Origin of the sequence: Mesorhizobium sp. B2-1-3 (assembly GCF_006442495.1) — a bacterium.
Lineage (GTDB): Bacteria > Pseudomonadota > Alphaproteobacteria > Rhizobiales > Rhizobiaceae > Mesorhizobium.
In genome coordinates this window covers 58,340-71,080 of sequence record NZ_VFWL01000018.1, presented here as the reverse complement: position 1 = coordinate 71,080, position 12,741 = coordinate 58,340, and the positions used below count along the sequence as shown (strand labels likewise).

The 12,741-nt window shown below is 61.0% G+C and carries 12 protein-coding genes; 4 read left to right on the top strand and 8 right to left on the bottom strand.

From position 1 onward, the window contains the following. Nucleotides 1-38 precede the first annotated feature (38 nt). The 7 genes from FJ973_RS24670 to FJ973_RS24635 form a co-directional block, all read right to left on the bottom strand. On the bottom strand, nt 39-1,088 hold the full coding sequence (locus FJ973_RS24670; RefSeq protein WP_140500808.1) for a sn-glycerol-3-phosphate import ATP-binding protein UgpC: 1,050 nt from the start codon (nt 1,086-1,088) through the stop codon (nt 39-41). A 7-nt stretch (nt 1,089-1,095) separates the two neighbouring features. Next, the gene (ugpE, locus tag FJ973_RS24665) at nt 1,096-1,944 is read right to left on the bottom strand and encodes a sn-glycerol-3-phosphate ABC transporter permease UgpE (RefSeq protein ID WP_140500807.1); all 849 of its coding nucleotides are present in this window, start codon (nt 1,942-1,944) and stop codon (nt 1,096-1,098) included. 8 nt (nt 1,945-1,952) lie between these two features. Continuing rightward, a complete protein-coding gene (gene ugpA / locus FJ973_RS24660; RefSeq protein ID WP_140513871.1) occupies nt 1,953-2,837 on the bottom strand; it encodes a sn-glycerol-3-phosphate ABC transporter permease UgpA in 885 nt (294 codons plus the stop codon). A 239-nt stretch (nt 2,838-3,076) separates the two neighbouring features. After that, nucleotides 3,077-4,381 (bottom strand): sn-glycerol-3-phosphate ABC transporter substrate-binding protein UgpB, encoded by a 1,305-nt coding sequence (gene ugpB / locus FJ973_RS24650; protein WP_140500805.1) that lies wholly within the window; start codon nt 4,379-4,381, stop codon nt 3,077-3,079. A gap of 412 nt (nt 4,382-4,793) precedes the next feature. After that, entirely contained in the window at nt 4,794-5,918 is a 1,125-nt protein-coding gene (locus FJ973_RS24645) for an ATP-binding protein (protein WP_140558130.1), read from the bottom strand. Next, nucleotides 5,915-7,408, bottom strand: a complete 1,494-nt coding sequence (gene kaiC, locus FJ973_RS24640; RefSeq protein ID WP_140500803.1) for a circadian clock protein KaiC — start codon at nt 7,406-7,408, stop codon at nt 5,915-5,917. The genes FJ973_RS24645 and kaiC overlap by 4 nt, the downstream gene beginning before the upstream one ends. Then, nucleotides 7,392-7,715, bottom strand: coding sequence for a circadian clock KaiB family protein (locus tag FJ973_RS24635; RefSeq protein WP_140500802.1), 324 nt, complete (start codon nt 7,713-7,715; stop codon nt 7,392-7,394). The genes kaiC and FJ973_RS24635 overlap by 17 nt, the downstream gene beginning before the upstream one ends. A gap of 261 nt (nt 7,716-7,976) precedes the next feature. On the opposite strand from FJ973_RS24635, the gene FJ973_RS24630 reads away from it, so the two are divergent. Further along, nucleotides 7,977-8,735: a Crp/Fnr family transcriptional regulator gene (locus FJ973_RS24630; protein WP_140513873.1), complete on the top strand. Its 759-nt coding sequence runs from the start codon at nt 7,977-7,979 to the stop codon at nt 8,733-8,735. Nucleotides 8,736-8,926: 191 nt separating this feature from the next. On the opposite strand, the gene FJ973_RS24625 is transcribed toward FJ973_RS24630, so the two are convergent. Further along, a complete protein-coding gene (locus tag FJ973_RS24625; protein ID WP_140558128.1) occupies nt 8,927-9,607 on the bottom strand; it encodes a TlpA disulfide reductase family protein in 681 nt (226 codons plus the stop codon). A gap of 36 nt (nt 9,608-9,643) precedes the next feature. Here FJ973_RS24625 and argH point away from each other — a divergent pair, with 36 nt between their 5' ends. The 3 genes from argH (at nt 9,644) to lysA (ending at nt 12,728) form a co-directional block, all read left to right on the top strand. After that, on the top strand, nt 9,644-11,044 hold the full coding sequence (argH, locus tag FJ973_RS24620; RefSeq protein WP_140558127.1) for an argininosuccinate lyase: 1,401 nt from the start codon (nt 9,644-9,646) through the stop codon (nt 11,042-11,044). Between the two features lie 140 nt (nt 11,045-11,184). Further along, nucleotides 11,185-11,391: a lipoprotein gene (locus FJ973_RS24615; RefSeq protein WP_140525432.1), complete on the top strand. Its 207-nt coding sequence runs from the start codon at nt 11,185-11,187 to the stop codon at nt 11,389-11,391. A gap of 68 nt (nt 11,392-11,459) precedes the next feature. Beyond that, nucleotides 11,460-12,728, top strand: coding sequence for a diaminopimelate decarboxylase (gene lysA, locus FJ973_RS24610; protein WP_140558125.1), 1,269 nt, complete (start codon nt 11,460-11,462; stop codon nt 12,726-12,728). Nucleotides 12,729-12,741: the final 13 nt, after the last annotated feature.

Here is a 12,741-nt window from a genome sequence, read left to right as displayed (position 1 = left end):
ACGGTTCGCGGCTCGCTGATCAGCATGCAAGATTGGCGTCAGTCGACCCTCTTTGCAGCCTGATCGAACCAGTGAAGTTTCTCGGCCTTGGCCACGACGCGCAACTGGTCGCCGGGCTTGGCTGTTGCGCGCGCGGCCACACGCACGACGATGCGGTCGCCTCCTGCCGCACAGTGAAGAAAGCTGTCCGCTCCCACCGGCTCGACCGCCTCCACCATTGTCGGCAGCACGAGCGCGCCGGACGGTGCCTCGGCCGCGAAAGTGACATCGGCATCCTCGGGGCGGAAGCCAAGCGTGACGGCATTCGCAGGCGCAAAGTCGCTCGTCTTGCTGCCGGTCAGCGCCGGACCCGAAAGGGACAGAAGATTCATCGGCGGTGCGCCGATGAAAGAGGCGACGAACGTCGAGGCCGGCTTTTCGTAAATGTCGAGTGGCGCGCCCGCCTGCTCGACCAATCCGCCATTCATGACGACAAGGATGTCGGCCAACGTCATCGCTTCCAACTGGTCATGGGTGACGTAGACCGAGGTGACACCGAGCGAGCGCTGCAAGTTCTTGATTTCGACCCGCATCTGGCCGCGCAGCTTGGCATCGAGATTGGAGAGTGGCTCGTCGAACAGGAAGACTTTCGGATTGCGCACGATGGCGCGGCCCATGGCGACGCGCTGGCGTTGACCGCCTGAAAGCTCGCGCGGGCGCCGGTCAAGCAGCGCTGAAAGCTCCAGCACCTTGGCGGTCGAACGAACCCTGCTGTCGATCTCGTCCTTGGGCGTACCGCGATTGCGTAGCCCGTAAGCCATGTTGTCGTAGACTTTCATATGCGGATAGAGCGCATAGTTTTGGAACACCATGGCGATGTCGCGCTCGGTCGGGCCGATCGTGTTGACGATCTTGCCGTCGATAGCGACCGTGCCGGAAGAAATGGTCTCCAGCCCGGCGATCATCCTCAAAAGCGTGGACTTGCCGCAGCCGGACGGCCCGACCAGCACACAGAGTTCCTTGTCGGGAATGGCAATGGAGACGCCCTTCACGGCTTCGACGCCGCCGGCATATACTTTCTTCACGTCCCTCAGATCGACCGTCGCCATCGGCTTCTCACTTTTCGGTGTCGACCAGTCCGCGCACGAACCAGCGCTGCATCAGCACCACAACCAGGATTGGCGGCAAGATTGCCAGGATCGCCGTGACCATGACCAAATGCCATTGGGTGTCGGCATCGGCGAAGGAGACCATCTTCTTCAGTGCGATGACGATGGTGTTCATATCGTTGCTGTTGGTGACCAGCAGCGGCCACAGATACTGCGTCCAGCCGTAGATGAAAAGAATGACGAACAGCGCCGCGATATTGGTGCGCGACAATGGCAACAGGATATCGAAAAAGAACCGCCATGGACCGGCGCCGTCGACGCGCGCCGCCTCGACCAACTCGCCCGGGATGGTCATGAAGAACTGGCGGAACAACAACGTTGCGGTGGCCGAGGCGATCAGCGGGATGATCAGTCCGGCATAAGTGTCGATCATACCGAGGTCGACCATTACCTTGTAGGTCGGCAGGATGCGCACCTCGACGGGAAGCATCAGGGTGATGAAGATCAGCCAGAAGAAAGTCATGCGCAGCGGAAAACGGAAGAAGACGATCGCATAGGCCGACAGGATCGAGATGAATATCTTTCCGACCGCAACGCCGAGCGCCATGATCGTGGAGTTGAGGAGCAGCCTGCCGACGCCGAGCCCGCCGATGCGGCCGACGCCGCCGAACAGCGCCTCGCCGTAATTGTTCCAGAACTCGCTGCCCGGCCGGAAAGGCAGTGGCGGCCTAAGGATGGTTTGCAGCGTCTGCGTCGAGGCAACGAAAGTGTAGTAGATCGGAAAGGCCACGATCAGTATGCCGAGGATGAGCACGGCATGTGCAAGGAAAATGCGAAACGGGGATTGACCGATCATCGCGCTCCTCAGCCGTAATGAACCTTCCGTTCCACGTAGCGGAACTGGATGGCGGTGAGCGCGATGACGATGACCATCAGGATGACCGACTGCGCCGCCGAATCGCCGAGGATCAGATTGACGAAGCCGTCATTGTAGACCTTGTAGACCAGTGTCTCGGTGGCCTTGCCCGGCCCGCCGCCGGTGACGGCGTGGACGATGCCGAACGTGTCGAACAGCGCATAGACGGTATTGACGACCAAAAGGAAAAACGTCGTCGGCGCCAAAAGCGGGAAGACGATGGTCCAGAAGCGCTTGGTTTCGCCGGCGCCGTCGATCGCCGCCGCCTCGATCAGCGTTTTCGGCACCGCCTGCAGCCCGGCGACGAAGAACAGGAAATTATAGCTGATCTGCTTCCAGGCGGCCGCCGCCACCAGAAGGATCATGGCGTCGGTGCCGTTGAGCAGCGGATCCCAGGCGACGCCCAAACGTCTCAGCAGATAAGACAGCGAGCCGATCGATGGATTGAACAGGAACAGCCACAGCATGCCTGCAATCGCCGGCGCCACCGCGTAGGGCCAGATCATCAGCGTGCGGTAGAGGCCTTTGCCGCGCACCACCTTTTCCGCCATCACGGCAAGGAGCAGCGCCACGCCCATGGCAACGATCACGGTCGCGAGCGAAAACACCACTGTGACCTTGATCGAGTTGAGATAGGCCGGGTCGGCAAGCACCTTGCGGAAATTGGCAAACCAGACGAACCTGCTCCTCAGCCCGAACGGGTCCTGCCTCAGCATCGACTGGTAGAGCGCCTGCCCGGCCGGCCAGTAGAAGAACACCAGCGTGATGGCAAGTTGCGGCGCCACCAGGAGGTATGGCAAGACTTTGTTGGGAAAGACGACGCGCGGGGTCAATGCGCCGCTCCGGCGTGGAAAGCCGAGCGGCACTCTACGGCGCTCACCGCTGCCCTGCCGGGCATCTCCCCTTCTTGGAGGAAGATTGGCAGTTCCTGCGGCAGCTGCCATTCTCCAGCTTTGACAATCGCCGAAAACGGTCGCGACAGCCAGTCTCCCCCCTTCAGGGGGAGATGCCCGGCAGGGCAGAGGGGGGCCTCGTAGAGCAAGGACTATAACTCGATAGGTTCGGACGCGCCCTAATTCCCCAGCGCTTCCTTGATCGCCGCGTTGCCACGCGTGACCGCATTGTCGAGCGCCTGCTGGGCGGTTTCCTGGCCGGCAAGCATCTTTTCGAACTCCTCGTTCTGGATGTCGCGCACCTGCGGCAGGTTCGGCAACCGCACGCCCTTCGAATTGTCGGTCGGCGCCTTGCCCGTCATCTGCAGGATCGGCGTCTCGCGACCGGGATTCTTGTCGTAGAAGCCGGACTTTTTCGTCGCCTCATAGGCGGCGAGCGTCACCGGCAGATATCCCGATTTCTGGTGCAGATATTCCTGCACATCGGTCTTGGACAGATAGGCGAAGAAGGCCGCGACGCCTTTGTATTCCTCGTCGGACTTGCCGCCGAAGACCCAAAGGCTGGCGCCGCCCGGCGTCGTGTTCTGCGGCGCGCCCTTGGCGTCGCTGTCATAGGGCAACTGGCCGATGCCGTAGTTCATGCCCGACTTGACGATGTCGCCTAGGCCGCCCGAGGATTCGGTGAAGATGCCGCATTCGCCGGCGAGGAATATCTGCTTGGCTTCGGAGGTGCGCCCGCCATATTTGAAGGTGCCGTCCTTGGCCAGATCGGCGAGCGCCTGGAAATGTTTGACGAAGATCGGCGAGTTGATCTTGAGTTCGACATCACCGCCGGCCAGGCCATTCTGCTGCGTGGCCCACGGCACATCGTTCCACGCCGCGAAGTTCTCCAGGTGTATCCAGGTCAGCCAGGTCGAGGTGTAGCCGCAAGCGGCGGCGCCGCTCGCCTTGATCTTTTTGGCATCCTCCCACACCTCGTTCCAGGTCTTGGGTGGGTTGTTCACGTCGAGCCCCGCCTTCTGGAAGATGTCCTTGTTGTAGTAGAGGATCGGCGAGGAGGAGTTGTAGGGGAAGGACAGCATGGTGCCGTCCGGCGTCGAATAATAACCGACGATGCCTGGCAGATACTGGCTCTTGTCAAAGTTCATCCCGGCGCCGGTCAGCACCTCGGCCACTGGCTTGATCGCGTCCCGGGCCGCCATCATGACGCCGGTGCCGACATCGAACACCTGGATGATGTCAGGCGACTGGCCGGCGCGATAGGCGGCGATGCCGGCATTCAGCGTTTCGGGATAGGTGCCCTTGAAAACCGGAACAATCTGGTAGTCGCCCTGGCTGGCGTTGAAATCCTTGGAAATCTTGTCGACGACCTCTGCGTTGGCGCCGGTCATGGCGTGCCACCAGCTGATCTGCGTAACGGCGAAGGCGGAGGTTGTGGAAAGCAGGGTCACGGCGACACCGGCCGCGAAGCCAAAGAACTTCATGTTTCGTCTCCCGTTCTCATTGCTTGTCATTGGCGAAAGGGGCACTCCCGCAATGGCACTATGTGTCGTTCGCGCGCAGCGGACAACGGTTTTGTTGCGGACAGGCGCACTTCATGTCCGGCTAAAGTAGCGTTCACTTCCGGATGAAAGTGACCCGGAAAAGGTTTGCATAGCGGCTTGCTGCTTGAATTGATGTACCAGGGACCTGTCTCGAGACGGTCAGCGACCTCACCGACGGACGGCGTCTAACAGCACATGACAACACTGACATGACAACGCTGAAAAAGGCGTCGGTTTAATGCTCGGTCGATGCGTGGAAATTCCCGTCCCGCGCTCAGCCTGACGGATTTGACATCGGCCAATCAGTCTGCTGGCCGGGAATGGGTCTGCCGCCGCTCAGTTCTGCCGCCGCTCAGTTCTGCTGCCGCTCGGTTCCAGAAGCGCGCGGCAAGTAGAGATGCAGGCTTGTTCCCTGACCGATTTCGCTATCGAGTCGGACATGCCCACCGGATTGCTTGATGAAGCCGTAAACTTGGCTTAGCCCGAGTCCCGTACCCTGCCCTTCCGATTTTGTTGTGAAGAATGGTTCGAAAACGCGCGCCAGGGTGTCCTTGCTCATTCCACAGCCGGTATCGCGTACAGTCACGCGAACAAATGAAGCCGCCGCTGAACGCAAATCCTCCAGATCATTTGGAAAATTGCTGGTCTCAATCGTGAGAGTGCCACTGCCTTTCATTGCATCTCTGGCGTTCACCGCAAGGTTAAGAACGGCGATGTCGAGCTGGTTGGCATCGATAAGGATAGGGTCCAAGGCTGGATCCAGATTGCATTGCACCCGGATACCGCTCCCCAACGTCCGTTCCAGCAGCGTCGTCAGCCCCTTGATACGTTCATTGAGATCAATCTGTTCCGGGACCAGGGATTGGCGTCGCGAAAAGGCAAGCAGTTGCTGTGTTAGCGCTCCTCCATTTTCGATCCGCCTGAACATCTCCTCGACCAGCAGAGTGACTTTCTCATCCGCAGGATCTTTAGCGATCTGTTTCTCCAGAAGCCGAAGGCCAGACCCGAAAACGGCGAGTAGGTTGTTGAAGTCATGGACAATGCCAGCTGCGAGGCGTCCAATGGCTTCGAGCTTTTGTGACTGGCGTGCGTTTTCTTCTCTTGATCGCTGGGCCGAGACATCGCGCAGGCTGGCAAGCAATGCGGGCCTGCTGTCCCAGGTAACCTCGACCGTACGCATTTCCACTTCTGCCGGCTTGCGGCCGGAACGGTGAACGGTGATCTCGGCGATCTCTCCGGAGACGACCGGACGGCCGAGCGGAACGTGGAGGAGTTCGTCAAGCGGCTGTCCAAAAATTACGGCTGCCGCAGGATTGGCATAGAGCACTGTTCCGTCCAAATCGACCACCAGCATCCCGTCGGCGGTATTTTCGATCAACTGGCGAAAGCTGAGCTGGCTGATGCCAGCCGGAGATGTATCTCCGGGCGATTCCAGCATTTCGGCGGCGTTTTGCGCCGTATTCAAGGCGCTCTTCATGTCGACGTGTTGTCCACGGCGGAGTCGCCGAACACATCAGGCGCGCTGTCAAAGGGCTTTCCAAGATGCATACCGCCACTGTCGATGGTGAAGCGCCGTATCTGTTTGTCGTGTTCGCTGCCGCGCATTTTCAGCACCATCATGCCGCGATGCATGAATTCTTCCTGCTGAATGTAGCGCAACAGAATGATCGAATCGGTGAGTGTGGAAATATGCTGCTCGCTAGCGCTCTGGCCTCCGACAAGCGATTTGTTGGTAGCGGTGCAAAGGCCGGCAATTTCGCGCTTCTTTATGAAGGAGGTGACGCTGATCAAGAACTCACGAAACCCGGTTTCTGGCGCGATGCGCTCCAATGCCGACAAGCTGTCGATTGCCATGCGATCGGGTTTGAACTCCGCCACCAGTTCGCGGATCATCAGAAGGTGATCCGGCAAACTCTGCGCTTCCGGATAAAGGCAGACTACCTTCAGGCGACCATCCGCCTCCATCGCTTCGAAATCGACGCCCCAGCTACGCGCGTTGCGGAAAAGCTGGCCGCGGCTCTCCTCATAGCCGACGAGCAAGGCGCGTTCGCCCGCAGCCACTCCGCCCGCCAGAAAGTTGGTGACAAGTAGAGTCTTTCCGGTGCCTGTGGCTCCACTGACAAGGGTTACGCTGTCGCGAAAGAACCCGCCGCTGCACATTTTGTCGAGTTCGGAATTACCACTGGTGACCCGTTTCGTGCTTGATTGCTGCTCCAGGCGCAACGATGACAGAGGCACAGCTACGATGCCCTGTTCGGCGACCAGCGTTATGGGCACTTCGCCCTCAACGTGACGGCTGCCGCGCATTTTCAGGACTTCTATGGTCCGCCGACGGCGCTCGCGATCAAGGGCATTGCGAAGGATCACGACATTGTCTGCGACGAACTCCTCTATTCGGTGACGGGAGATTTCACCATATTCACTGTTGCGTTCCGCGGTCATAAGGACCGTCAGCCCTTCTTTCTTCAGCGCGGTCGCAATACGTAGAAGTTCGCGGCGCACTGCCGTCTGCTCGGCTACGAAATGATCGAAAAGTTGGGTAACCGAATCGAGCACGATGCGCTTTGCCCCGGCGCTTCGGCTCGCGTGCAGAATGCGGGTCAGAAGACCGGCGAGGTCGAAATCGCCCACAACCACCTGGTCCTGATCGCGCGGGCTCGCATCGACGAAAACAAGCTTGTCCGCCGCTCGCCAGCCGCGGATGTCCCAGCCGAAGCTCGCCATGTTTACCTCGATCTCGGTTGGCGACTCCTCGAAAGTGACGAAGACACCGGCCTCATTGAGACCGGTGATGCCATGCGCCAGGAACTGCGTGGCGAATACGGTCTTGCCGCTACCGGGCGTGCCGCCCACGATGGTGGTGCGTCCGCGCGGCAAGCCACCCATCACCAAGTCGTCAAAAGCCTCGATCCCTGTATTGACGCGTTCAAGAACCGGATCGATAGAGATCTCATCCGTCGCGGTCATGAATATCATCCTTCTTGCGAAAACCGAAATAGTCCAGAACCTGAGCGATATTGCTGATGTCGCCCACCAGACGGCGCGGGGGATCAGCGGATTCGTCGGAGAGCGTCGGCGTTGCTAGTATCCCTGCTCGCTCCGCCTCATGAGGATGTTCCAGGATATCGAATATCTGGATTTCAATGGATGCGCTCATCTCCTCGATTATCTTCAGGCGGCTTTCCAGTGCCCGACGAGCACCGGGCGTGTCTCCGGCGATGTAGAGCCGGAGAAGGGGATGGGCCCCTGAAGCGGGCGGTTGTTCCGGGTTCATATCTCACGCTGGTTGCACGGGTTCAGTATCGACGTGCTCTACGCGACACGCCAGCAATTCAACCGCAGGGCTTTGTTGTCCGCCTTGGGCGATCTTCTAGCATTTCGCCTGGAGCCGACGCGCCACAGCTCGCGCTCGATGGGGCCTGGATCAGCACCCCTGTCACTTCTTAGACATTCGCGCTTTGCGCGTCTGCGCACTAGTGGACATTTCTCCGGTTATTGGGATATGGGCCGCAAGCGATCGTTCGGAGGAGTGTAAATGGAAGCCCGCGCCCACATAGACTCCGGCATGATCGGCAACAATCTTCTGCGGGCACTCACCGCGGCAGATTGGGCAATCCTCGAGCCTTGGCTGGATGAGTGGTCGGCCCCCACCGGAACACTGCTTTATGAACCTGGTGACACGGTTCGCCATGCATACTTCCCGAGAGGTCCCAGCCTGATTTCCTATCTCGTCGTGCTGAGCGACGGGCGTGCGATCGAGACGGCTCTGGTCGGACGAGAAGGGGCAATTGGCGGAGTTGTCAGCCAAGGCAGGCTCCCAGCTTACGCTCGCGCTGAAGTACAATTGGGAGGTTCGTTCTTCCGCATCGACCTGCTTAACCTTGAAGAGGCGAAGTCCAGGTCGTCGACGCTACGGAATCTGTTCGCGCGGTACGCGGACTGCCTGATGGCGCAGATGTTCCAGTCCGTGGCCTGCAATGCCGCGCATTCGATCGAGCAACGGACAGCGAAATGGCTGCTGGCCGCCATTGATCGGACGGGCACTCCCGATCTGGCGCTGACACAAGAACAGCTCGCCGTAATGCTCGGAGTCGGCCGGAGCTATTTGAGCCGCGTCATACGCGATCTGAAAGAACACGGTCTCATTGAGACCCATCGTGCCCGGATCGTCGTTCGCAAGGTCGACGGCCTGCGGTGGCTTGCTTGCGAGTGCAATGCGGCGGTCAGTCATCACTTCGACGAAGTATTGAAGGGCGTCTATCCCCTGCCGACCAACGGCTCGTCTGGCCGATAGCACAAACGGCTCGCCATATATGTCCTTAAGGTGAGTCCCTGGACGCCGAGGCTTGGACTACTATCTCGGCAAGCCGGCGCCGATCCAGGCATTCGACGAATTGACCGGGTCGGCTCAGGCCGCCGCGGATGGGCTGGGCGGAACCGTTGCGTGGTCAAGCCGCGCTTGCGCCCAGCCTTGTCCCAGCCTCTTCAAGACCCGAGCGCGGCCTCGACAAGCCGCTTGGCGTCCGGCCCCGACCACTCGGCCGGGCCGTTCATATGGGCGATCAGGCAGCCTTCGCCGTCGATCAGCATGGTGACGGGCAGGCCGAGCGCCAGGCCGCGCGTCTTGAGCTCGTTGAACAGCGCCATCGTCGAATCCCTGTAATAGCCGAGCGCCTCGACGCCGGTGTCCTTGAGGAACTTCTTCGGCTTCACGTCGTCGCCGGCATCGACGTTGACGGCGACGACCTGGAACGCATCGCTGCCTTTCTCCTTCTGCAAGGCGTCCAGCGCCGGCATTTCGGCGCGGCATGGCGCGCACCATGTCGCCCACAGATTGAGCAGCACCGTCTTGCCGGCATGGTCGGCGATGGTCATCGGCTTGCCGTCCGGGCCGTTGAAGGCGAGGCTCTTCATCGATTGCGGCGGATCGGCTGGCAAGAGCGCCGCGACCTCGCCGGTGGCGGCTGCGGCGATCTTCTTGGCGCGTTCGCTCTTGGCGGCGCAGGCGACATCGTCCTTGCTGTCTCCGACGGCGACTTGCGACGCGGCGTTGTTGCCAGACTGGCTCTCGCTGACATATACCGCGACCGCGCCGGCCAGCGCTCCCGCCACCAGGGCGGCGAGGATCAGGCGCGGGGCCGGGAAAAATCTGTTTCCGTCTGCCATGTTCTCAAAACTGCTCCGAGCACGGGTTTTATAGCCATGAGCGACAAGAAGACCAGCAACCAGATGTGGGGCGGACGATTTGCCTCGGGTCCGGCCGCGATCATGGAAGCAATCAACGCATCGATCTCGTTCGACCGCAAACTCTATGCGCAGGACATCAGAGGTTCGATCGCCCATAGCGCGATGCTGGCGCAAACGGGCATTATTTTGGCGGCCGATCAAGAGAAAATCGCTCACGGCCTGAACACGATCCTGAAAGAGATCGAGGCGGGCACGTTTGAATTCTCGACCAGGCTGGAAGACATCCACATGAACGTCGAGGCCCGCCTCGCCGAGCTGATCGGTCCGGCCGCCGGCCGGCTGCACACGGCCCGCTCTCGCAACGACCAGGTTGCAGTGGACCTCCGGCTCTGGGTCAAGGACGAGTGCTTTCGCGTCGCCGAGGCCTTGAAGGGTCTCATCAGTGCGTTGCTGGAGCGGGCCGAGCAGCACGCCGCGACGGTGATGCCGGGCTTCACCCATATGCAGGCGGCGCAGCCGGTGACATTCGGCCACCACTGCATGGCCTATGTCGAGATGTTTTCGCGCGACCTGTCGCGGGTGCGCGACGCCATCGAACGCATGGACGAGAGCCCGCTCGGTGCAGCAGCCCTTGCCGGCACCAGCTTTCCGATCGACCGCCACCAGACCGCCAGTGCGCTCGGCTTCCGCGAGCCCATGCGCAATTCGCTGGACAGCGTCTCGGACCGCGATTTCGCGCTGGAATTCCTGGGACTGGCGGCCATATGCGCCACGCATCTGTCGCGGCTGGCGGAAGAAATCATCATCTGGTCAACGCCGCAATTCGGCTTCATCAGGCTGTCGGACAGCTTCTCCACCGGCTCCTCGATCATGCCGCAGAAGAAGAACCCCGACGCCGCCGAACTGGTGCGCGGCAAGACCGGGCGCGTCACCGGCCATCTGGTCGGCCTGCTGACGGTGATGAAGGGCATGCCTTTGACCTATGGCAAGGACATGCAGGAAGACAAGGAATCGGTGTTCGATGCCGCCGAGACGCTCGACCTGATGCTGGCGGCGATGACCGGCATGGTCTCCGATATGACGGTGAACGCGGCGGCGATGAAGAAGGCTGCCGGCTCCGGCCACGCAACCGCGACCGACCTTGCCGACTGGCTGGTGCGCACGCTCGGCCTGCCGTTCCGGGAAGCGCATCATGTCACGGGACGGGCGGTGGCGCTGGCCGAAGAGAAGAAACTGAGCCTGGAGAAGCTTGCGCTGGAAGACTTGCAGTCGATCCACCCCGGCATCACGAAGGACATCTTTTCGGTGCTGGCCGTGCAGAACTCGGTGAAGAGCCGCACCTCCTTCGGCGGCACCGCACCGTCGGAAGTCAGGAAGCAGATCCGCTACTGGAAAAAGCGGCTGGCCAAGGCGTGATGCCGGACATTGCGGCCAGCCATATCCCGGATATTGCAACCGCCAATATCCAGGATATTGCAACGGCAATATCCGGGGTGCAATGCGCCGAGAACTCGGCTAAAAGCAGCGGCGGAAAAAAGTTTCGGACGGATGGATCGATGACCGGAAGCAGGATTTTGGTGACACTGACGCTGCTTGCGGCGCTTGCCGCCGTTACGGCTTGCGGCAGAAGGTCCGGTCTCGACACGCCTTACGAGGCGGCCGTGCAGGCACGCAAGGACGCCGAGAAGGCCCACCAGCCTGTGCCGCCGGAACCGGAAAAACCGGTCGCGGACAAGAAGTTCATTCTCGACCCGCTGCTCTAGAGCCGGTCAGAGCGGTTTAGAGTGCTAAACCCGCTCCTACCCTGCTCCAACTTTTCGGAACCACTCTCGTGAACCATTTCGACTACCGCGACGGCGTGCTTCATGCCGAGGACGTGGCGATATCGGACATCGCCGCAACCGTCGGCACGCCATTCTACTGCTATTCGACGGCCACGCTGACCAGGCACTACCACGTCTTCGTCCAGGCATTTGCCGGGCTCGATGCACTGGTCTGCTACGCCATGAAGGCGAATTCCAATCAGGCGGTGCTCAAAACCCTGGCCAGGCTCGGCGCCGGAGCCGACGTGGTGTCGGAAGGCGAGTTGCGGCGCGCGCTGGCAGCCGGCATCCCGGCCAGCAAGATCCTGTTCTCCGGCGTCGGCAAGACCGCGCGTGAGATGGACTTTGCGCTGACAGCCGGCATCCTGTGCTTCAACGTCGAATCCGAGCCCGAACTCGAACTGCTCTCGTCGCGCGCCGTTGCCCTGGGCAAGGTGGCGCCGGTCTCGCTGCGCATCAATCCGGATGTCGACGCCAGGACGCACAAGAAGATCTCGACAGGCAAAGCCGAGAACAAGTTCGGCATCCCATGGCAGAAGGCGCGTCAGGTCTATGCGCGCGCGGCTGAATTGCCGGGCATCAAGGTCACCGGCATCGACACCCATATCGGCAGCCAGATCACCGAGCTGCAACCCTTCGACGATGCCTTCGCGCTTTTGGTGGAACTGGTCGGCGCGCTGCGCGCCGACGGCCATGCCATCGAGCATGTCGATCTCGGCGGCGGTCTCGGCATTCCCTACCGCGTCGACAACAACCCGCCACCGCTCCCCGACGCCTACGCGCAGATCGTCCGCAAGCACGTCACCAAGCTTGGCTTGAAGGTGATGTTCGAGCCGGGCCGGCTGATCGTTGGCAATGCCGGTATCCTCGTCTCGCAAGTGATCTTCGCCAAAGAAGGCGATGCCAAGAATTTCCTCGTCGTCGACGCCGCCATGAACGACCTGATCCGGCCGACGCTCTACGACGCTTTCCACGACATAAGACCGGTGGTGCTGCCCCCCGCCGACGCGCCGCGCATGACGGTCGATATCGTCGGCCCGGTCTGCGAGACCGGCGACTATCTCGGCCTCGACCGCGACCTGCCAAGGCTCAAGTCCGGCGACCTGGTCGCCATCGCCACCGCCGGCGCCTATGGCGCGGTACAGGCGGGCACCTACAACACCCGCCTGCTGGTGCCGGAAGTGCTGGTCGACGGCGATCGTTTCCACGTCGTGCGCCCGCGCCAGACCTATGACGAACTGATCGGGCTGGATTCGATCCCCGACTGGCTTGCATAGAAGCCGCCGAAGG